We start from the raw sequence: 19,150 nt of genomic DNA on the forward strand, positions 1-19,150 counted from the left end.
GGCTGGTCGCGCCCACGCGGCGGCAGCCGCAGATCGATACAGCCCCGCGCCCCTAAGGAGTTGAAGCCTCTGCCAGCTTCATGGCGTAGGTCGGCCACCACTGGCCGGCCTTCGGGCCGCCCTTGCACTCGCCGTCCGACTCGCCCGGGCGCTTGACCCACAGGTACGCGTCCACCAGCGGGTCCGCCGTCTTTATGGTCGGCGTCTCCCCCAGCGCCCTGCCCGGTGGGTTGCACCACCGCTCGTTCTCGTCGCCGTCCTTGTACGGGCCGTTGCCGTTGCGGCTGGTGTCGATGACGAAGTGCTTGTCGCCGACCTTGGCGGAGAGCTGTTTGCCGTAGGTGATGGAGTCCTTGGTGGAGTAGAAGTTGGAGACGTTCACCGAGAAGCCGTCGGCCTTGGCGATGCCGGCCCGCTGGAGGGGTTCGAAGATCTGGTCGGGGTGGCCCCAGCCCGCATTGCCCGCGTCCAGGTAGACCTTCGTGTTCTTCAGGGACTTGAGCTTCGCGACGGCGCCGCTGAGCAGGTCGTAGCGCTCCTCGTGGAACTCGTCCTTGGTGCAGCCGTCGACCAGGTGCAGGACGGCGTCCGGTTCGAGGATCACCGTCACCGGCCGGTCGCCGATGCCCGCGGCCACGCCGTCGATCCAGGTCCGGTAGGCGTTGCCGTCGGCGGCGCCGCCCTGGGAGTACTGGCCGCAGTCGCGGTGCGGGATGTTGTAGAGGACGAGCAGGGCGGTGCGGCCGGCCTTGTCCGCGGCCTCGGTGAAGCCGCGTGCCTCCTGCTCCGGGTTCTCCGGGCCGATCCACTCGCCGGTCGGCTGCTGGGCGATCTTGCGGATCTGTCCGGCCTCGTCGTCCTTGCCGCTCTTGACGTAGGCCGCGACCTGCTTGGCCGCGTTGCCGTCCGGGTTGACCCAGAACGGGTCGGCCTCCTTGGGCTGCTGGGTGATCCCGGCACCTGCCTTGTCGCCGTCACCCTCCTTGTCCCCGTCTCCCGACGACGAACACGCGGCGAGCAGCAGTGCCGCCCCCAGCACCGCCGCGGACGCCCGTGCCCGGGCCGCACTCCCGGCCCCCCTGCTGACGTACATCCAATTCCCCCCTGGGTGCACTGTGGCAAGTCTCAATCGTGACACACCGGTCGCGCCGCCCACGAGGTCACCGGAGCCTTGTCCAGGAGCTGTTACAGCCCCGAAGGTCGGGGTAGGTGCGCGCCGTACGGGGGCGCTCGTCCATGAAGGGGAGTGCTCAGCGATGCGGTACGCCACCAGGGAGATCCGGCTGGCCTCGGCACTGGTGGAGGCGGCGGACACCCTCGTCGAGGGCTTCGAGGCCGGCCGGTACTTACAACGGGTGTCCGACCACTGTGTGGAGCTGCTCGACGCCCGGGCGGCCGGGGTCATGCTCATCGACGGCGGCCGGTCGGTGTCGCTCGCCGCGAGCAGCCGGCACGAGCAGGTGGCGCTGGACCTGCTGGAGGCGCAGCACGGCGGCGGGCCCTGTCTGGACAGCTACGGCTCGGGAAAGGCCGTACCGCCCGTCTCCATACGGGTCGCCCACGCGGCCGCCCGCTGGCCCGACTTCACCGAACGGGCCCTCGGACACGACATCGTGACGACGTTCGCGGTCCCGCTGCGCCGCCGCGAGAACCTGCTGGGCGCCCTCAACGTGTTCGTGCCCACGCCGCCCGACCGCACCCCGGCCGACGACGCCACCTCCGGGCTCCATGTCGCCCAGGCGCTCGCCGACGCCGCCGCCCTCGGTCTGCAGAACCGTCACACCTACGCGCGGTACCGCACCCTGTCCGGTCAGTTGCAGGAAGCCCTGTCCAGCAGGGTGCGCATCGAGCAGGCCAAGGGGATGCTCGCGGAGCGCTGGAGTGTCCCCGCCGACCACGCGTTCACGGCACTGCGGCAGTACGCGCGACGGCACCGGCTGCCCCTGGACCAGGTGGCGAGCGCGGTCATCGAGGGTGTCGCGGAGGACGCCGAACTGCGCCGCCAGGTCGACGGACGCGCTGACGGACCCGTGTAGAACCCTGGACCACCAGGGCGTATGACGGTGCGCCACGAGCACGGGCTCGGCGCCCTTCAGCCTCTAGGCCCGGGCGCACATCCGTTCTAGAGTCTTCTCATCGGGATACGGCCCCAGCCCCTGGCCGCAGTCATCACCACCGAGCCTCCAGGCCCTCCATGCCTCCCGCGCCGTCGCCGGGTTACTCCCGCAGCCCGCGCGCGTGCGGTCGAGGACCAGCCCGGTCGGCGACTTCGGGGGGAGCGGGTCGCCGACCGGGCCAGGTGATGCCCACGGAGTCCTACAGGCCCGTGCCCGTCAGATACGCCGAGACGATCACGTTGGCCGTGTAGCTGCGGCTCGCGCGGTCGAAGGTGCCGCCGCAGGTGATCAGCCGCAGTTCGGCGCGGCCCGGCTCGCGTGGGCCGTAGGCCTGGTGGGCGTCGAAGTGCTCGCGGGTGAGGGTCCGCACGTCGTCGACGGTGAACTCGGCGACCCTGCCGTCGTCGCGGATCACCCGGACCGTCTCGCCCGGCCTGAGCGCGCTGATCCGGTGGAAGACGGCGGGCCGGGTGTCGGTGTCGACGTGTCCCACCATCAGCGCGGTCCCGGCGGCCCCGGGTTTCGCGCCGGCCGCGTACCAGCCGACGACGCCGGGCTGCCCGAAGGGCGGCGGCTCGAGGGCGCCCCGGGCGTCCAGGCCGCGGGCCACCACGGGCGCCTGCACCCCGAGGTCCGGGATGTCCAGGCGCTGTGGCCTCGCTCCCGTCAACGGCCGCGCGGCGGGCGGCAGTTCGACGGCCGCGGTCGGGCGCCCGACCGCGGCCACGGCACCGGTGGCCGGCGCGGACCCGCCGTGCCGCACGTCGGTGACCTCGCGCCCCCACAGCCACAGCCCGAGCAGCAGCGTCGCCCAGACGACGCCGGCCGACAGCCGCCCGGTCCCCGACACGCGTAGGTGAGGGGCGCGGCCGCCTTCCCGGTCGGAGAAACGGTCGGACATCTCCGCTCACTCCGCCCCGCGGCTCCGACGGCTGCGGCGCAGCACCACGGCCACCGCCGCGACCCCGGCGAGCACCAGGCCGGTGACCGCGTGCCCGGTGCCGGGTTCGGTGACGTGGGGTTCCATGGCGGAGAGGTGGGTGGCGGTCCAGCCGCCGCCGGCGTCGACGGGGGCGGCTGGGGACGCCGGGGCCGCGCCGCCCGTTGTCGGCGCCACGACGGTGATCGTGCCCTGCACCTCGACGTCGGCGCAGGTGATCTTCACGTCGTAGGGGCCGGGCTCGATCGAGGAGCGGACACGGCTCTCGCCGGCGAGGCTGCCGCCGGCCCCCGTGAGCCGGGCGTCCGCGACGAACGCGGCCGAGGCCGCGGTGGCCGTCTCCCCGGTGCAGCCGGTCACCCGCAGCGTGAGGTCGGTGCCGGCGGCGGGGGTCGACGGGGTCACCGAGACGCCGCGCCCGTCCGCCGCCTGCGCGGCGGGGGCGAAGGCGGCGACAGCCAGGACCGCGGTACAGAGAGTGAGGCGTACTGAACCCATCGTGAACCTCCAGATGTCTGGAGAGTCCCCCGGGAGGGCCGGGCCCGCATCCCGGGAAGGTGCCGCGTTACTCCGTTCGGGTCAGGTCCCGGACGGGTCTCAGATCCGGTCGACCAGGTCCGCGATCGAGTCCACGACCTTCGAGGGCCGGTACGGGAAGTCCTCGACCTGCTCGGGCCGGGTCAGGCCGGTCAGCACCAGGAAGGTCTGCATGCCCGCCTCCATGCCGGCCAGGACGTCGGTGTCCATGCGGTCGCCGATCATCGCGCTGGTCTCGGAGTGCGCGCCGATGGTGTTGAGCCCGGTGCGCATCATCAGCGGGTTGGGCTTGCCGGCGAAGTACGGCTGCTTGCCGGTCGCCTTGGTGATCAGGGCGGCGACGGCGCCGGTGGCCGGCAGCGCGCCCTCGGCGGAGGGACCGGTCTCGTCGGGGTTGGTGCAGATGAACCGGGCGCCGTCGTTGATGAGCCGGACCGCCTTGGTCATGGCCTCGAAGGAGTAGGTGCGGGTCTCGCCGAGGACGACGTAGTCGGGCTCGTGGTCGGTGAGGATGTAGCCGATGTCGTGCAGGGCGGTGGTCAGACCCGCCTCGCCGATGACGTACGCCGTCCCCTCGGGCCGCTGGTCGTCCAGGAACTGGGCGGTGGCCAGGGCGGAAGTCCAGATGTTCTCGATCGGGACGTCCAGGCCCATGCGGCGCAGGCGGGCATGCAGGTCGCGCGGGGTGTAGATGGAGTTGTTGGTCAGCACCAGGAACGGCTTGCCGGACTCGCGGAGCTTCTTGAGGAAGGCGTCGGCGCCGGGGATCGGTACGCCCTCGTGGATGAGTACACCGTCCATGTCGGTGAGCCACGAATCGATGGGCTTGCGGTCTGCCATGTGCGGGATCTCCTGCCGTACGCGTGTACGCCGTGCTGCGTCGGCCCCAGCCTAGACATGGCCGGATCTTGGGGGAATGGCCGGCTGGGGACAGGTCCCGGAAGGTCAGGGGTCAGCGGCGGCCGCGGGCCCGCAGGATCGCGCCCACCGTGACCAGGAGGAGGGCGAGGGCCGCGAGGGCGGCGGCGGCCACGGCGGGGCCGGTACTGGCGAGTTCCTCGGCCGCGTCCGTGAAGGGAAGGCTTTCCCGGGTGGAGGTGGGGGTGGAGGTGGGGGTGGGGGTGGGGGTGGGGGTACCGGTGGGGGTACCGGTGGGGGTGGAGGTGGTGTCGGGCCTGGTGCCCGGAGCGGAGCCGATGCCGAAGCGGTAGTCGTCGGACTGCCCCACCCAGTCGCCGTCGTCGCCGTGCCGCTGGACGACGGCCGCGTTGACGGTGACCTCGTTCGGTACGGCGTCCGCGGCGACCGCGAGCCGCACCTTCACGGAGAGGGTCTTTCCGGGGCCGACGGTGAACCCGGCGCCTCCGAACGCCCCGACGAGTTCGTCCTCGTCGGTGCTCTCGAACCGGACGGCGCGGGTGCGCGGGCCGTCGTAGAACTCCAGGCGGGCCTGCGAGGGCTTCAGGGCGTGCCGCTCGTCGACGAGGACGACGACCGGGTGGATTCCTTCGCAGGTGCGCCGGGTCGTGTTGATCAGATCCAGGTACCAGGTCCGGAAGCCGCCACCGGCCTCGTAAGCGGTGGGACCGCCGTGGATGCGGGTGGTGAGGGGGAAGGCGCTGCCGGTGGGGGCGCAGGAGGGGTCGGCGGGGGCCGGGGCCGGGCGGGCCGCCGCGGGGGGCGCGGCGATCAGGGCGGCCGCCGCGGCGAGGCCGAGGAGAGCGGGCGTGGAGCCGTACACATACCGTCGCATGAACACATGACCATGCCGGGTGGATGCGGCCGGCGGGGGATGCCGCTCCGTACAGCCCGGGAAGTCCCCTCGATCAGCGGACGTCAGGCGTCGGCCCGGCCGAAGAGCGGGGCCAGTACGAGTTGTGCCGCGCCTTCGGCGACCTCGCCGGCCGTGGCGCGGACCGGGACCGTGTCCTCGCCGGTGCGTCGGGCGCGTTCGCCGAGGACGGCTGCGACCCCTCGCAGGAACGCGTCGGGGGCGGTGGCGACGGTACGGCCGCCCAGCAGGACCAGGTCGATGTCGAGCAGGGCGACGAGGTTGCCGGCCGCGACGCCGAGGACCCGGGCCGCTTCGGCGAGGTCGCCGCGGGCCACCGCGGCCAGGCACAGCGCCTCGACGCAGCCCCGGTCGCCGCAGCCGCAGGGCGGCCCGTCGAGCTGGACGACCTGGTGCCCGAACTCCCCGGCCGCGGTTCGCGCACCCCGGTGCACGGCCCCGCCGATGACGAGCCCGGCGCCCAGGCCCGTACCGAGATGCAGATACGCGAACGACCCGCGCTCCCCCGCGACCGCGAGCCCGAGCGCGGCCGCGTTGGTGTCCTTGTCGACCACGACGGGCACCCCGAGCCGCCGCGCGAGCGCGTCCCGCAGGGGGAAGCCGTCCCACTCGGGGAAGCCGGTGACGCGGTGCAGCACACCCCGGGTGTGATCGAGGGGTCCGGGGAGGGCGACACCGGCACCGAGGAGGGAGGGGAGGGCGCCTGGGACCGGTGGCGCACCACCAGCGGGATGCGGAGCGAAGGCGGGCGACGCGGCGGCACCCCTGGCCTGGGGCCCGGGAGCTGTCGACCGCGCGGTACCGGCACCTGAAAGGGCGCCCTTTCCGCGCCCCAGCACCCCCTTCACCGGCGCGGACGCCGGGCCCGGAAGCCCATCGCCGGCACTCAATCCGCCGCCCCCGGTCAAGCCGCGGTCCCGCTCCCCCCTCGTCAGCATCTCGATCTCCCCCGCGACCGCCGACACCACAGCCTCCGCGCCCGCGCCCAGGTCCAGCGCGGCACACCGCTCGCCCACCACCGTCCCGGCGAGATCCACCAGCACGGCCCGCAGCGCGTCCCGGTCCAGGTGGACGCCCACCGCGTGGCCCGCTCCGGGCACGAGACGCAGGACGGTCCGTGGCTTGCCGCCGGTCGAGGCCCGGTGTCCCGCCTCCACCGCGAGGCCCTCCTCCCGCAGCCGCCCGGTGATCTTGCTGACGGCCTGCGGGGTCAGCCCGGTCCGCTCGGCGAGTTCCAGTCGGCTGATCCCGCCGGCGCCCGCACCCCGCAGCAGGTCGAGCACGAGCGCGGTGTTGTGGCTGCGCGGGGCCAGGAGGCCGACGCCACCGTTCGTCCTGTTCACGCCTGCCATTGTCCGCGACGCTTGCACTTTGGCAACACCGTTGCGAAAGTGGGGGCATGACTGCTGCTGACCTCCGCGTGGGCCTCGTCGGCTACGGCCTCGCGGGCTCCGTCTTCCACGCCCCGCTGATCGCCGCCACCGAGGGCCTGACCCTCGACACGGTGGTGACCTCGAACCCCGAGCGGCAGGAACAGGCCCGCGCCGAGTTCCCGGACGTCCGTACGGTCGCAGGCGCCGACGAGCTGTTCGCCCGCGCCGCCGAACTGGACCTGATCGTCATCGCGTCCCCGAACAAGACGCACGTCCCGCTCGCCACCACCGCGCTGGAGGCGGGCCTGCCGGTCGTGGTCGACAAGCCGATCGCCGGTACGGCGGCCGAGGCGCGCGAGCTCGCCGCCCTCGCCGAGGACCGCGGCCTGCTCCTCTCCGTCTTCCAGAACCGCCGCTGGGACAACGACTTCCTGACCCTGCGACGCCTCCTCGACGAGGGCGAACTGGGCGACGTATGGCGCTTCGAGTCGCGTTTCGAGCGCTGGCGGCCGCAGCCCAAGGGCGGCTGGCGCGAGTCCGGCGACCCCGCAGAGGTCGGAGGTCTCCTGTACGACCTCGGCAGCCACGTCGTCGACCAGGCGCTGACCCTCTTCGGCCCCGCCGCCTCCGTGTACGCCGAGGCCGACGTCCGCCGCCCGGGCGCCGAGATCGACGACGACACGTTCATCGCGATCACCCACACGAGCGGCGTCCGCTCCCACCTCTACGTCTCCGCCACCACCGCCCAACTCGGCCCCCGTTTCCGGGTGCTGGGCTCGAAGGCGGGCTATGTGAAGTACGGCCTGGACCCGCAGGAGGCGGCGCTGCGGGAGGGCGAGCGCCCCGGCACGGCGGCCGGCTGGGGTCAGGAGCCCGAGTCGCTGTGGGGCCGGCTGGGCGCGGGAGAGTCCCCCGTGACGGGCGGCGGCAGCCCGGTCCGCACCCTCCCGGGCGACTACCCCGCTTACTATGCGGCCGTGGCCAGGGCCCTCTCCGACGGCGGCACCAACCCGGTGACCGCGCTGGAGGCGGCCGCCGCCCTCGACGTACTGGAGGCGGCGCGCCGTTCGGCCCACGACGGAGTGGCGGTGGAGCTGTGACACACAACACCGAGCTGACCCCGAAGTTCCATCCGGAACTCACCCCGCCCCTGGAGGAGCTGGAGGCACAGGAACGCCGCCTGGTCTTCCGGCAGTTCACGTACGAGGACGCGTGGGCGCTGGGCTCCCTGCTGGTGGAGCTGGCCCGCGAGCGTCAGGCCCCGGTGGCCGTCGACATCCGCCGCGGCGGCCAGCAGCTCTTCCACGCGGCCCTGCCGGGCTCCACCCCGGACAACGACGCCTGGATCGACCGCAAGCGCCGGGTCGTGGAGCGCTACGGCTCCGCCTCCTACCTGGTGGGCGCCCGCTTCCGCGCCAAGGGCAGCACCTTCGAGGAGTCCTCGCGCCTGGACCCGGACGAGTACGCGGCCCACGGCGGCTCCTTCCCGATCACCGTGGAGGGCGTGGGCGTCGTCGGTACGGTGACGGTCTCGGGGCTGCCCCAGCTCCAGGACCACCGGTTCGTCGTGGAGGCGCTGGAGGAGTTTCTGAGCAAGGAGCGGTAGCCAGGGCCGGAATGACGCCGGGCTCCTGATCGTTGGCACCTGCCATGAAGCAGAGCATCGGAAAGTACGGCATCTGGAACGGCGGCGGTCTGCGCGGGGAGGACCCGTCCCTGGCGGGCGAACGCGCCGAGGCCGCCGCCGAGCTGGAGGAGCTCGGGTTCGGCGCGATCTGGCTGGGCGGCAGCAGCTCCGCCGCCAACGCCGCCCCACTCCTGGAGGCCACGTCGCGGATCGTCGTCGGCACCAGCATCCAGAGCATCTGGGACCACGAGGCCGAGGCCGCCGCCGCGAGCTACACCGACCTGAACGCCGCCCACGCCGGCCGCTTCACCCTGGGCCTGGGCGTCAGCCACGCCAAGCTCGCGGAGCAGTACCGCCGGCCGTACTCGGCCCTGGTGGCCTACCTGGACGCCCTGGACGAGGCGGGAGTCCCGGCCGAGGGCCGCGTCCTGGCCGCGCTGGGCCCCAGGACCATCGAGCTGGCCCGGGACCGCGCGGCCGGCTCCATCCCGTACCTGATCACCGCCGACCAGACGGCACGCTCCCGTGCACTCCTGGGCGAAGAGCCCCTGCTGGCCCCGGAGCTGAAGGTCGTCCTCGAATCCGACCCCGTGAAGGCCCGCACCGTGGCCCGCGACTACCTGGCCATGTACCTCGCCCTGCCCAACTACACCAACAACTTCCTCCGCAACGGCTTCACGGAGGACGACCTCAAGGACGGCGGCAGCGACCGCCTGGTCGACGCGGTCTACGCCTGGGGCACGGACGAGAAGATCCGCGCCCGCGTCGACGAGTTCATCGAGGCGGGCGCGGACCACGTGGCCCTGCAGGTGGTGGACGGCGGCCCGCGCTACAGCCTTCCGAGGGAGGCATGGCGCAAGCTCGCATCCTTGCTGGCCTGAAGGTTCCCCCGCCCCTCAGGCGTCTTTGAACTCCTGCCGCTGACGCCCGAGCCCCGAGATCTCCAGCTCCACCACGTCCCCGGACCGCAGATACGGCTTGGGCTCGGGCTCCCCCATCGCGACCCCGGCCGGCGTGCCCGTGTTGATCACGTCGCCGGGGTACAGGGTCATGAACTGGCTGACGTACCGCACCACTTCACCCACGGGGAAGATCTGCTCGGCGGTCGTGCCGTTCTGCTTCAGCTCCCCGTTGACCCACAGCTTCAGGGACAGGTCCTGCGGATCCGGAACCTCGTCAGCCGTCACCAGCCACGGCCCCAGGGGATTGAACGTCTCGCAGTTCTTCCCCTTGTCCCACGTGCCCCCGCGCTCGATCTGGAACTCCCGCTCCGACACGTCGTGCGCCACCGCGTACCCGGCGACATGGGCGAGCGCCTCCTCGGCGGACGACAGATACCGGGACGTACGCCCGATCACGACCGCCAGCTCGACCTCCCAGTCGGTCTTCACCGACTTCCGGGGCACCAGGACGGTGTCGTAGGGCCCGACCACCGTGTCCGCGGCCTTGAAGAAGATCACCGGCTCGGCGGGCGGCTCGGCACCCGTCTCGCGCGCGTGGTCGTGGTAGTTCAGGCCGATGCAGACGATCTTCCCGATCCGCCCGACCGGCGGCCCGACACGGAGCCCCGTGGCGTCCAGCGCCGGCAGGTCCCCGGCCTCGGCGGCCGCGCGGATGCGGCCGAGTGCCGCGTCGTCGGCGAGCAGCGTCCCGTCGATGTCGTCCACGACACCGGACAGGTCCCGCAGGACCCCGTCGGCGTCGAGCAGCGCGGGCGTCTCCGTTCCCGCCGTACCGACTCGCAGCAGCTTCATGATCACTATCTCCCTAGATCGCGGGGCGTCCGCCGACGGGTGCAGCCATCGGATGACTGGTCGATCCTCCAAGCTGGGCGTCCAGTCCGCAATACCCGGTTCACGGACTGGACCGTCACCACGACGGCTCAGCGGTAGAGGGCCGCCCGCTCGACCGCGGCCCACGTCGAACTGGTCACCACGTACAGCGCGGCCGCCAGGGGCATCACCGCCACGGTGAAGAGCGTGAAGAAGGACATGAAGGGCATGAGCCTGCTCACCGCGCCGACCCCGGGCACCGGCTGCCCGTCCGTCACCGGCAGCACCGGGTTCGCGGCCATCATCCGCTTTGTGCGGCGGTAGTTGAAGGTCGCCACCACGACCACGAACGCGAAGAGGCAGACGTATACGAGCCCCGCTCCCCCGAACACCCCGCCGCTGCCGAGCGCGTCCGCCCAGCGTCCGCCGAGCGGCGCGGCGAACAGCTCGTGACTGAGCAGTTCGTTGGCCTTCCCGCCGATCGTCGTGTTGGAGAAGAGGTGGTAGAGCAGGAAGAACGCGGGGAGCTGGAACAGTCCGGGCAGACAGCCGGACAGCGGTGAGACCTTCTCCTCGGCGTGCAGGGCCATCACGGCCTTCTGGAGCTTCTCGGGGTCGTCCTTGTGCTTCTTGCGAAGCTCGGCGATCTTCGGCTGGAGCTTGGTGCGGGCCTTCTGGCCGCGGGCGGCGGCGCGGGACAGCGGGTGCACGAGCAGTCGTACGAACGCGGTGAACAGGACGATCGCGGCGGCGGCCGCGGTGGCGCCGAAGAGGGGGTGGAGCAGGTCAGCGAGGTGCTGGACCAGATCAGCGAAGACGGACATGGGTGAGCCCTCCGGGGGTCTCGTCGTGCCGGAAGTGAGGTGAGACGGCATGACGACCCGCGCGGGACACCCCTGTGCGCGAGGGGTTCCTACGCGGTGATCGTCCGGAGGGCGTGGCCGGGCGCCCGGGGACGGGAACGCCCCTTGGCGTCGGGGTCACGCTGTGGGAGGAAGGCCGTACGGCGGGCGCGGTCGCGGATGGCCGTACGGACCCGGGTGGGCGGTACGGCGGGCGCGCAGCGCGAGGCGATCAGCGAGCAGGCGGCGAACGCGGAGCCGGCCGCGGCGGTCGCGGCGAGCGCGACCGCGGCGGAGAGGCTGCTGGTGTCGAGCAGGACGACGTCGAGGACGAGGAGCAGGAACACGGCGGCGGGGCGCACGGTCGTCCAGTTGCGGATCATGGCGCTCCCCCTCCCTGTTGTCGGTCCTCCCCCGGTTATACCTGATCGACCGCGACGGGCTGCAAGAGCCTCCTCGGCTTGAGCAGGGCGCGGCTGACCGGATCCGCCGGGTCCGGATCGAGTCCGGGGCCCGGCACCATCAGCACCTCCTCGACCGGTACGAGGGCCGCGCAGGCGGGGCATTCGCCGTAGGCGCCGAGCTCGGTGCCGCACTCGGTGTGCTGGAAGAGGCGCAGCGCGCTCTCGCCGCGGTGCTCGCGTCCCCAGCGGCCGAGGGCGCGCAGGATGGGCCACAGCGCGAGGGCGCGGTCGGTGGTGACGTACTCGTCGCGCGGCGGGGATTCCTGGTACCGGCGCTTCTCGAGGATCCCTTCCTCGGTGAGCATCTGGAGGCGGGCGGCGAGGACCGCGCGCGGGATGCCGAGGTGGACGAGGAAGTCGTTGTAGCGCCGGACGCCGTAGAGGGCGTCGCGGACGACGAGCAGGGTCCAGCGTTCGCCGACGATCTCCAGCGCGCGGGCGATCGAGCATTCCTGTGTCGCGTAGTCCTTGCCCAGTGCCATGGGGCCCACTGTAACCATTTTCCGGTCGTGGGTTCAATGACCGAACTCACTCTGCTACGGTCTTCGCCATGGCTAGGTTCAATGAACGAACTCTCACTGAGGTGAAGGCCGCCGAGACCCCCGAGGCGTCTCCCGCGCCCCCCACCGCCACGCTCACCCTGACCAGCACGGCCACCGCCGTGGCCCTCATGACGTACACCGCGCCGATGGTCACGCTCCCCGATGTCGCCGCCGACCTGCACACCCCGCTGTCCGCCCAGGCCTGGCTCCTGAACGGCACCCCGCTCGGCCTCGCCGCCCTCCTCCTGGTCGCCGGCAGCCTCGCCGACGACTACGGCCGCCGCCGGATCTTCGTCGCGGGCACCCTGGCGCTCGGCCTGACCACGGCCCTCGGCGCGCTGACCTCGTCCACCTGGCTGTTCACCCTGGCCCGGATCGCCCAGGGCGCGGCCAGCGCGGCGCTCCTCGCGAGCAGCCTTGGCCTGATCGTCCACGCGTTCCCCTCACCCAGGGGACGCCTGCACGCGACCGGAGTATGGGGCGCGTTCGTGAGCGGCGGCATCGCGATCGGCCCTCTGCTGAGCGGCGCGATGCCGAACTGGAGAGTGTCGTACGGCGTTCTCGGCGCCGCCGCCGTGCTCGTGGCCGCCCTGTCCGCACGCCTCCTGTCGGAGTCCCGGGCCCCGCGCGGCGGCCGCCCCGACCTCGCCGGGGCCGTGACCTTCGGGCTCGCGCTGGTCTCCCTGGTGGCGGCGCTGACCCTGGGCCGGGACGGGTGGCTACGGGCCCCGGTCGGGCTGTTGCTGCTGGCGTTCGTGGTCCTGCTGGCCGTGTTCGCGGCGGTGGAGCGCCGCTCGGCCACCCCCATGATCGACCTGGGCCTGCTGCGCCACCGCCGTTTCCTCGCCTCCTCCTCCAGCGGCCTGTTCACGGGCCTCGCGGTGATCGGCCTGTTCAGCTTCCTCCCGGCCCTGCTCCAGCAGGCGGTCGGCCTGTCCGCGATGGACACCGCCTGGCTCTTCCTCCTCTGGTCCGGCCTGTCCTTCGCGGTGGCCCTCCAGGTCCGGCGTCTGGCGGGCCGGGTGCCGCCGCGCTGGCAGCTCGCGATCGGCTTCCTGCTGCACGCGGCGGGCGTGCTGACCATGCTGGGCTCGCTGGACGCGGGGTCCTGGGTACGGCTGCTGCCCGGCCTGGTGATCGCCGGCGTCGGCAGCGGCCTGCTGAACGCGGCGCTCCCGCTGCTGGCGGTGGAGTCCGTACCGGCGGGGAGGGCGGCGATGGGATCAGGGGCCCAGCAGACCTTCCGCTACATCGGTTCCTGCGCCGGGGTCGCGCTGACGATCGCGATCGCCACCTCCTCCGGCGGCGGCCTCGCCCACGGGGCGGACATCGCGATGCTGGTGTCGGCGGGGCTGGCACTGGTGGCGGCCGCGAGCGTGCTGGGGCTACGGGAGCGGTGATGCCGGGTGACGCCGGGTGAGGCCGAGTGGTGCCGAGTGAGGCAGGGTGAGGCCGTCAACGCGGCCGCGTCGACACGAGCTTGCCCCACACCACCAGTCGGTACCGGGACGTGTACTCCGGGGTGCACGTGGTGAGGGTGAGGTAGTAACCGGGCGTGGTGTAGCCGTGGGTGGGATGGACCGTCGAGCGCGGGATCGGACGGATCACCCCCGAGTCGCGGGCCGAGGTCTGGCGCAACGTCCTGTCCACGGCGTACGTGTAGACCGCGCTGCGCGTCTCCACCCGGACGGTGTCCCCGGGCGTGAGGCGGTTGATGTACCGGAAGGGCTCGCCGTGGGTGTTGCGGTGCCCGGCGAGCGCGAAGTTCCCGGCGCGGCCCGGCTGTCCGGTGCCGGGGTAGTGGCCGACGTACCCCTTGTTGAGGACGCTCCGCTTGCCGACGCCCTCGGCGACGGGGACGCGGAGGTGGAGGCGGGGGATGCTGAGGACGGCGTACGCCTGGGACGGGTCCGGGGTGGCGGGGGCCGAGGCGGCGGGGGCCGAGGCGGTGGAGGGGACGTCCCGCTCGGCCGGAGATGCCGGAGCAGTGGCCGTGGAACCGGAGTCGGCGGCCGTACCGGAGTCGGCTCCCCCGCCCTGTCCCCACTCCCGTTCCAGCGCCTCGACCCTGTGCTGAGCGCCCTGCCTGGCCTCCCGGTTGGTCCACCACAGCTGGTGCACGACGAGCAGCAGCAGGACGACGCCCACGGTGACCAGCAGCTCGCCGCCGGTCCACACCGCGCGGCGGCGACGCTCGCGCCGGCGCCGGGCTCCGTGGTGCATGATGCGCTGCCGCATGGGTCACGCCTCCTCGGACGGGGCCGCCCGCACGATAAGCGCAGGGCCTTCAAGTCACCAGTGCCGAGCGCCTCGTAGAGGGGGCGGAGCGGTCGCGGCGGGCCCGGCAGAGCGGTCGCGTACAGCCGGCGCGGCGGTCGGCATGTCCGGTATACCGAACTTCCTCCACTGGTTTTAGGAAGGGCTGTCATAACTCTCGACAACCCCACTGGCCACACCCGATGCTTCGTCGTGGCATGAACGGGGCAGGCCACGACGCGGGTCAGACGGCCGCGTCGATCCATCGGAGTTCGGAGTAGCCATGATCCGACGCAGAACGCTGCTGACAGCCGCAGGAGGCACCCTCCTCGGCAGCGCGCTGGCCACCGGTACCGCTCGTGCGGACGCAACGATCGCCGTCAGTCCGGGCACGTCGTACGGCACCTGGGAGGGCTGGGGCACCTCCCTGGCCTGGTGGGCGAACGTGTTCGGCGCCCGGGACGACTTCGCCGACATCTTCTTCACCACCAAGTCGACGTCGTACAACGGCACTTCGCTCCCCGGCCTCGGCCTCAACATCGCGCGCTACAACCTGGGCGCGTCCAGCTGGAACACCGTGAGCGGCTCGTCGATGGTCGCCTCGCCGAACATCCCGGCGTTCAAGCAGATCGAGGGCTACTGGCAGGACTGGAACAACGAGGACCCGACGTCCTCGGCGTGGCACTGGACGGCGGACGCGAACCAGCGGGCGATGCTGGTGAAGGCGACCCAGCGAGGCGCTGTGAGTGAGCTCTTCGCGAACTCCCCGATGTGGTGGATGTGCAGCAACCACAACCCCTCCGGCGCCTCGGGCGGCGGCAACAACCTCCAGACCTGGAACTACCGCCAGCACGCCTCCCACCTCGCCGCGACCGCCCTGTACGCCAAGAACAACTGGGGCGTGAACTTCTCGTCGGTCGACGCCTTCAACGAGCCCTCCTCGTCCTGGTGGACGGCGACCGGCACGCAGGAGGGCTGCCACATGGACGCGACGGTCCAGTCGGCCGTACTGCCGTACCTGCGCAGCGAGCTGAACAACCGCGGCCTGACCGGCGTGAAGATCTCGGCCTCCGACGAGACCAGCTACGACCTCGCCCGCACCACCTGGAACTCCTTCAGCTCGACGACGAAGGGGTACGTGAACCGGGTCAACGTCCACGGCTACCAGGGCTCGGACGGCCGTAGAGACCTTCTCTACACGGACGTGGTGACCACGGCCGGCAAGGCCCTGTGGAACTCCGAAACCGGCGACGGCGACGGCACCGGCTACACCACGGCCTTCAACCTCCTCTACGACTTCCGCTGGCTGCACCCCACGGCCTGGGTCTACTGGCAGGTCATGGACCCGACAGCGGGCTGGGGAGTCATCAAGTACGACGCCAGTAGCCTTCAGTCCGGCGCGATCGAGACGAAGTACTACGTGCTGGCCCAGTTCAGCCGTCACATCCGCCCCGGCATGAAGATCATCGACACGGGTGTGAGCAACGCGGTCGCGGCCTACGACTCCTCGGCCAAGCGCCTGGTCATCGTGGCCCTGAACACCTCGACCTCGGCCCAGACCCTGACCTTCGACCTGTCCCGTTTCACCACGGTCACGGGCGGCTCCGGCGGCCTGGTCCCGCGCTGGAACACGGTGACGACGGGCGGCGACAAATACGTGTCGTACTCCAACACCTTCCTGAGCGGGAAGTCGGTGGCGGTGCCGTTCGCGGCGAAGGCGGTGCAGACACTGCAGATCGACGGCGTGACGATCTGAGGGCGTGGGTGCTGGCCGGGGTCCTGTGCGGCCCCTGGCCTGCACCTCTCTCTTCTTTGACACTGATCGGCAGTACGGTGTCCCCCATGCGCCCCGACACGCCTGCCGAGAACGTCGACCACAACGCCGAAGCGGCGCGCCTGGAGCGGACCGCCGACCGGTATCCCGAGGACGCCGAAGCCCTGCTCGTGCAGGCCGCGGCCCACTTGGAACTGGCCGGCGACCGCCCCGCCGCGTCCTCCCTCTACGACCGGTTGCTGTCCTCGTCCCAGGGGTTGGAGAACCCCCATCTGGTACGAGCCCTCAAGGCCGCGAACCTCTGGGAGTACGGCCATGAGGCCGAGGCCCGCGCGATCATCGAGGGCGTGCGCACGGCGTCCCCCCGGGACCCGGCCCCGTGGGTGATCGTGGCGGAGGCTCTGGAGTCCCACGACGAGCTGGAGCAGGCGCAGGAGACGTTCACGGAGGGAGCGAGGGTGCTCCTCACGGACGTATCGGAGCCCCCGTACTCCACGCATCCTCTGCTGTTCGGCCGCCACCGCGTCCGCCGCATGCTGGGCCTGGCCCACGACGACTGGGACCTCCTGGCGGACACCGTCAACTCCTCCCCGGTCTCCCTGGACGAGCTGCACGACCCGAAGCGCGTCTGGTCGCTCGGCTCGGAGAACCCGGCGGAACTTCAGGCGGAGATCTCCCGCCTGCGCGCCGAACTCGGCACGTTCCGGGAGGCGTTGTCCCGCCCCTTCCCGGTGGCGGTCCTGCACTGGCCCGCTTCCGAACTGACGGAACTGGTGAGCGCGTATCCTTCGCTGTCCTCGGAGTACCCCTCCCACGAGGAGCACCTGGCGACGATAGAGGCGTCCCTGCGCGAGCTGTCCGCCTCCGGCACGGCCAACCTGGGCATCGTGACGGGCACGGTCCCCTCGTACGAGGCGTTCGCGGCGTCGGAGGGCATGTCCCCGGCGGAGACCACCCTCCTCCCCCAGTACGCGACGACCCTGGCGGCCCGGGGCCGCGCGGTGGAGTGGCCGCCGCAGCGGGGGACGGCGTGCTGGTGCGGTTCGGGGCGGCTCTACGGGGAGTGCCACGGGGAGTGAGCGAGCGCTGAGCGGGGCGGGGCGGGTCCGAGGAGCTGCTGGTCGGTGCCGGGACCTGCCCTGTCCCTGTCCTAGGTGCTGCCTGTGCTGCCTGTGCTGCCGAAGCTCAGCTCATCGGTGCTTTTCGGGCGCGTCAACGGGGGATCTGCATGTGAAGGCGGATCACGGTGCCCTGGTCAGGGGTGGAGCGGATTTCGACGAGGTCGCAGAGTTGGTGGGCGAGCCAGAGGCCCCGGCCGCCGATCTGGTCGATGGTGGGGCGGACGCGTCCGGCCATCACGTCGGGGATGTAGCCGGCGTCGCGGAACTCGCACACGAATGTCGCGTCCTGGGTCCACGTCCGCAGTGTCCCGTGTCCGCCGCCGTACCGGATGCTGTTGGTGGCGATCTCCGTGACGGCGACGGCGAGCTTGCGCTGCTGATCCACCGGGAGGCCCGCGTCCGACGCGCACTGGGAGACCTTCGAACGGATCGCGGCCAGGTCACCGTGGGTGAAACTCAGCTCCTGGAAGGGATCACACGGAGGGTCAAGGGCCTCGAAGGGGTACTCCGCAGCGGTGAGGAAGCCCTCGTTGCGGACGTAGTGGCCGTCCTGGCGGATCAGCGGATGGCAACGGGACAGGGCCTGCAGGGCGCTCTGGTCCCCGTCGGTGTCGTCGTAGGGGCACAGCATCGACCAGGCGGAACTGCGGGCGAAAGCGCGGTTCAGGAGCCACTCGTGATAGCGCAACTCGGAAAGGTGGGCGGCGCTGCGGGCCTCCCGCCAGGCGGTTTCACCGATGCCCCGTACGGGTCTGTCGCTCGCGCCCCGCTCCTTCATCCACTCCACCCAGGCACCGATGAGACGGCCGGGGTTCGGGCCGAGCGTCGTGGTGTCGATGAACGTGACGGCGGGCTGGTCGGCGAGTTCGCCGCGCAGGAGTGACGCCTTGCCCGAGGGGACGGCGACGACCACGGCTTCGCCGCCTTCCAGGGCCTCGTGGATGTAGCCCAGGGTCCCGGACAGGAATTGCGCGTCGCCGCGGTAGGGGTAGAGCTCGTGGCGGAACGGGGGCTGGGCCTGGCCGGGGTTGTCCGAGGGCAGGATTTCGGTCATGCGGCCATCACCACCGGCATGCCGGTGGTCGCGTAGCCGGCGAGTTCCCAGCACAGGCGCACGGTGTCGTTGGCGCCTTCCACGACGATCCGGCGGCCCGGCAGGTGGCGGGCGGCGTCGACGAGTGCGTGCATGCCGGCGGCGTCGATCATGTCCAGGGTGTCGAAGCGCAGTTTCACCTCGGGTGAGAACCGGACCGCTGCCCGTACCGCGACGTTGAAGGCGTCGGCGCACTCCGAGTCGATCACTCCGTCCACGCCCCAGCTGTCGGCACCCGTGCTGTACATCCGGAAGGCCGGATGTTCTGCGCGCATGCCCATCTCGTGCGGGTGTACACCTGCCACGTGTTCCATCGTAGGCGCGTCCCACTGAGACGTCCTGAAAGCGCACACCACGATGGCGTTGTTCTCCGAGGCGAACTCGTCGAGCCTAAGCTCCTGAGCCACCAGCTCCTCGGCTCCGCCGGACACCGGCGCAGGCGCCCGCTCGGTCAGTACGCGCACGGACCGGTAGCCCTCCCGAACCGCGGTACGTGCTTCCCGGCGAACCGCAGCCAGGACGGAGTCGGGATCGGCGACGGGTGGGAAGTCGAGAATCACCGATGCCGACGGCACCAGCTCACGAGACAGGCCGGAGGCGGAACCGACCACCACGATCTTGTCGCCGTACAGAGCGCCGTCGGCCACGTACGCGCGCACATCCGCAGCGGCCATGCCGGTCGAGTCCGTGAGCCAGCAGACGTGGTCACCGAGTTCGACGTCATCGAACGTGGACAACGTCCGCGCCACCCTCACCTGGCCCCCTTCCGATCTCCGACCTGGGATACAGAGAGTACTGCGCCGGCCTGACGATGGTTGAGGCAACGAAGATCGACAAGGTTTGCGGCTGCCTTCTGGCGAGCTCCTGGCCGACGACCAGCTCACCGCCGTGCAGCGGTAC

Annotated in this window: 20 protein-coding genes; 7 read left to right on the top strand and 13 right to left on the bottom strand. The window is 71.7% G+C overall.

The window, feature by feature from the left end; genetic code table 11:
* Positions 1-52 precede the first annotated feature (52 nt).
* Positions 53-1,093: a glycoside hydrolase family 6 protein gene (locus ABZT06_RS30815; RefSeq protein ID WP_355748114.1), complete on the bottom strand. Its 1,041-nt coding sequence runs from the start codon at positions 1,091-1,093 to the stop codon at positions 53-55.
* A 163-nt stretch (positions 1,094-1,256) separates the two neighbouring features.
* Between ABZT06_RS30815 and ABZT06_RS30820 the strand changes: the two genes are divergently transcribed.
* The gene (locus tag ABZT06_RS30820) at positions 1,257-2,036 is read left to right on the top strand and encodes a GAF and ANTAR domain-containing protein (RefSeq protein WP_355748117.1); all 780 of its coding nucleotides are present in this window, start codon (positions 1,257-1,259) and stop codon (positions 2,034-2,036) included.
* Between the two features lie 280 nt (positions 2,037-2,316).
* Here the strand turns inward: ABZT06_RS30820 and ABZT06_RS30825 are convergent, their stop codons facing one another.
* From ABZT06_RS30825 to ABZT06_RS30845, 5 genes are all read right to left on the bottom strand, one after another.
* Entirely contained in the window at positions 2,317-3,018 is a 702-nt protein-coding gene (locus tag ABZT06_RS30825) for a class F sortase (protein ID WP_355748120.1), read from the bottom strand.
* A gap of 6 nt (positions 3,019-3,024) precedes the next feature.
* Complete coding sequence (locus tag ABZT06_RS30830; RefSeq protein WP_355748123.1) at positions 3,025-3,555, bottom strand: hypothetical protein; 531 nt, start codon at positions 3,553-3,555, stop codon at positions 3,025-3,027.
* Between the two features lie 99 nt (positions 3,556-3,654).
* On the bottom strand, positions 3,655-4,434 hold the full coding sequence (locus ABZT06_RS30835; RefSeq protein ID WP_007382293.1) for an HAD-IIA family hydrolase: 780 nt from the start codon (positions 4,432-4,434) through the stop codon (positions 3,655-3,657).
* A 112-nt stretch (positions 4,435-4,546) separates the two neighbouring features.
* Entirely contained in the window at positions 4,547-5,347 is an 801-nt protein-coding gene (locus ABZT06_RS30840) for a hypothetical protein (protein WP_355748126.1), read from the bottom strand.
* Positions 5,348-5,430: 83 nt separating this feature from the next.
* The gene (locus tag ABZT06_RS30845; protein ID WP_355748129.1) at positions 5,431-6,729 is read right to left on the bottom strand and encodes an ROK family transcriptional regulator; all 1,299 of its coding nucleotides are present in this window, start codon (positions 6,727-6,729) and stop codon (positions 5,431-5,433) included.
* Between the two features lie 56 nt (positions 6,730-6,785).
* Between ABZT06_RS30845 and ABZT06_RS30850 the strand changes: the two genes are divergently transcribed.
* The 3 genes from ABZT06_RS30850 to ABZT06_RS30860 are packed head-to-tail and all read left to right on the top strand — an operon-like array spanning position 6,786 to position 9,267.
* A complete protein-coding gene (locus ABZT06_RS30850) occupies positions 6,786-7,859 on the top strand; it encodes a Gfo/Idh/MocA family oxidoreductase (protein ID WP_355748132.1) in 1,074 nt (357 codons plus the stop codon).
* The gene (locus ABZT06_RS30855; protein ID WP_355748135.1) at positions 7,856-8,365 is read left to right on the top strand and encodes a heme-degrading domain-containing protein; all 510 of its coding nucleotides are present in this window, start codon (positions 7,856-7,858) and stop codon (positions 8,363-8,365) included. The genes ABZT06_RS30850 and ABZT06_RS30855 overlap by 4 nt, the downstream gene beginning before the upstream one ends.
* Positions 8,366-8,409: 44 nt before the next feature.
* Positions 8,410-9,267 carry an LLM class F420-dependent oxidoreductase gene (locus ABZT06_RS30860; RefSeq protein ID WP_355748137.1) on the top strand — a complete coding sequence of 286 codons (858 nt, stop codon included), beginning with the start codon at positions 8,410-8,412 and terminating at the stop codon, positions 9,265-9,267.
* Between the two features lie 15 nt (positions 9,268-9,282).
* Here the strand turns inward: ABZT06_RS30860 and ABZT06_RS30865 are convergent, their stop codons facing one another.
* From ABZT06_RS30865 to ABZT06_RS30880, 4 genes are all read right to left on the bottom strand, one after another.
* Entirely contained in the window at positions 9,283-10,140 is an 858-nt protein-coding gene (locus ABZT06_RS30865) for a fumarylacetoacetate hydrolase family protein (RefSeq protein ID WP_355748140.1), read from the bottom strand.
* A 128-nt stretch (positions 10,141-10,268) separates the two neighbouring features.
* Positions 10,269-10,982, bottom strand: a complete 714-nt coding sequence (locus ABZT06_RS30870) for a YidC/Oxa1 family membrane protein insertase (RefSeq protein WP_355748143.1) — start codon at positions 10,980-10,982, stop codon at positions 10,269-10,271.
* An 89-nt stretch (positions 10,983-11,071) separates the two neighbouring features.
* Entirely contained in the window at positions 11,072-11,383 is a 312-nt protein-coding gene (locus tag ABZT06_RS30875) for a DUF6412 domain-containing protein (RefSeq protein ID WP_355748146.1), read from the bottom strand.
* Positions 11,384-11,418: 35 nt separating this feature from the next.
* The gene (locus ABZT06_RS30880) at positions 11,419-11,946 is read right to left on the bottom strand and encodes a helix-turn-helix domain-containing protein (RefSeq protein ID WP_355748149.1); all 528 of its coding nucleotides are present in this window, start codon (positions 11,944-11,946) and stop codon (positions 11,419-11,421) included.
* Between the two features lie 68 nt (positions 11,947-12,014).
* Between ABZT06_RS30880 and ABZT06_RS30885 the strand changes: the two genes are divergently transcribed.
* On the top strand, positions 12,015-13,406 hold the full coding sequence (locus ABZT06_RS30885) for an MFS transporter (RefSeq protein ID WP_355748152.1): 1,392 nt from the start codon (positions 12,015-12,017) through the stop codon (positions 13,404-13,406).
* A gap of 55 nt (positions 13,407-13,461) precedes the next feature.
* On the opposite strand, the gene ABZT06_RS30890 is transcribed toward ABZT06_RS30885, so the two are convergent.
* Positions 13,462-14,244 (bottom strand): class E sortase, encoded by a 783-nt coding sequence (locus ABZT06_RS30890; protein ID WP_355748155.1) that lies wholly within the window; start codon positions 14,242-14,244, stop codon positions 13,462-13,464.
* 301 nt (positions 14,245-14,545) lie between these two features.
* Between ABZT06_RS30890 and ABZT06_RS30895 the strand changes: the two genes are divergently transcribed.
* The gene (locus tag ABZT06_RS30895; protein ID WP_355748158.1) at positions 14,546-16,018 is read left to right on the top strand and encodes a beta-1,6-galactanase; all 1,473 of its coding nucleotides are present in this window, start codon (positions 14,546-14,548) and stop codon (positions 16,016-16,018) included.
* A gap of 86 nt (positions 16,019-16,104) precedes the next feature.
* Positions 16,105-17,115, top strand: coding sequence for an SEC-C metal-binding domain-containing protein (locus tag ABZT06_RS30900; protein WP_355748161.1), 1,011 nt, complete (start codon positions 16,105-16,107; stop codon positions 17,113-17,115).
* Positions 17,116-17,248: 133 nt separating this feature from the next.
* Here the strand turns inward: ABZT06_RS30900 and ABZT06_RS30905 are convergent, their stop codons facing one another.
* Together ABZT06_RS30905 and ABZT06_RS30910 are read right to left on the bottom strand one after the other, a co-directional pair.
* On the bottom strand, positions 17,249-18,211 hold the full coding sequence (locus ABZT06_RS30905; protein ID WP_355748164.1) for a sensor histidine kinase: 963 nt from the start codon (positions 18,209-18,211) through the stop codon (positions 17,249-17,251).
* Complete coding sequence (locus ABZT06_RS30910; protein ID WP_355748167.1) at positions 18,208-18,987, bottom strand: MEDS domain-containing protein; 780 nt, start codon at positions 18,985-18,987, stop codon at positions 18,208-18,210. The genes ABZT06_RS30905 and ABZT06_RS30910 overlap by 4 nt, the downstream gene beginning before the upstream one ends.
* Between the last annotated feature and the right edge of the window lie 163 nt (positions 18,988-19,150).

This window comes from Streptomyces sp. NPDC005483 (assembly GCF_040606035.1).
In the GTDB taxonomy this organism is placed as follows: Bacteria; Actinomycetota; Actinomycetes; order Streptomycetales; family Streptomycetaceae; genus Streptomyces.

Excerpts from the sequence above, each read along its gene's own strand:
- ABZT06_RS30815 (WP_355748114.1), bottom strand. The coding sequence starts at position 1,093 with ATGTACGTCAGCAGGGGGGCCGGGAGTGCGGCCCGGGCACGGGCGTCC.
- ABZT06_RS30820 (WP_355748117.1), top strand. The coding sequence starts at position 1,257 with ATGCGGTACGCCACCAGGGAGATCCGGCTGGCCTCGGCACTGGTGGAG.
- ABZT06_RS30825 (WP_355748120.1), bottom strand. The coding sequence starts at position 3,018 with ATGTCCGACCGTTTCTCCGACCGGGAAGGCGGCCGCGCCCCTCACCTA.
- ABZT06_RS30830 (WP_355748123.1), bottom strand. The coding sequence starts at position 3,555 with ATGGGTTCAGTACGCCTCACTCTCTGTACCGCGGTCCTGGCTGTCGCC.
- ABZT06_RS30835 (WP_007382293.1), bottom strand. The coding sequence starts at position 4,434 with ATGGCAGACCGCAAGCCCATCGATTCGTGGCTCACCGACATGGACGGT.
- ABZT06_RS30840 (WP_355748126.1), bottom strand. The coding sequence starts at position 5,347 with ATGCGACGGTATGTGTACGGCTCCACGCCCGCTCTCCTCGGCCTCGCC.
- ABZT06_RS30850 (WP_355748132.1), top strand. The coding sequence starts at position 6,786 with ATGACTGCTGCTGACCTCCGCGTGGGCCTCGTCGGCTACGGCCTCGCG.
- ABZT06_RS30860 (WP_355748137.1), top strand. The coding sequence starts at position 8,410 with ATGAAGCAGAGCATCGGAAAGTACGGCATCTGGAACGGCGGCGGTCTG.
- ABZT06_RS30865 (WP_355748140.1), bottom strand. The coding sequence starts at position 10,140 with ATGAAGCTGCTGCGAGTCGGTACGGCGGGAACGGAGACGCCCGCGCTG.
- ABZT06_RS30870 (WP_355748143.1), bottom strand. The coding sequence starts at position 10,982 with ATGTCCGTCTTCGCTGATCTGGTCCAGCACCTCGCTGACCTGCTCCAC.
- ABZT06_RS30875 (WP_355748146.1), bottom strand. The coding sequence starts at position 11,383 with ATGATCCGCAACTGGACGACCGTGCGCCCCGCCGCCGTGTTCCTGCTC.
- ABZT06_RS30880 (WP_355748149.1), bottom strand. The coding sequence starts at position 11,946 with ATGGCACTGGGCAAGGACTACGCGACACAGGAATGCTCGATCGCCCGC.
- ABZT06_RS30885 (WP_355748152.1), top strand. The coding sequence starts at position 12,015 with ATGGCTAGGTTCAATGAACGAACTCTCACTGAGGTGAAGGCCGCCGAG.
- ABZT06_RS30890 (WP_355748155.1), bottom strand. The coding sequence starts at position 14,244 with ATGCGGCAGCGCATCATGCACCACGGAGCCCGGCGCCGGCGCGAGCGT.
- ABZT06_RS30895 (WP_355748158.1), top strand. The coding sequence starts at position 14,546 with ATGATCCGACGCAGAACGCTGCTGACAGCCGCAGGAGGCACCCTCCTC.
- ABZT06_RS30900 (WP_355748161.1), top strand. The coding sequence starts at position 16,105 with ATGCGCCCCGACACGCCTGCCGAGAACGTCGACCACAACGCCGAAGCG.
- ABZT06_RS30905 (WP_355748164.1), bottom strand. The coding sequence starts at position 18,211 with ATGACCGAAATCCTGCCCTCGGACAACCCCGGCCAGGCCCAGCCCCCG.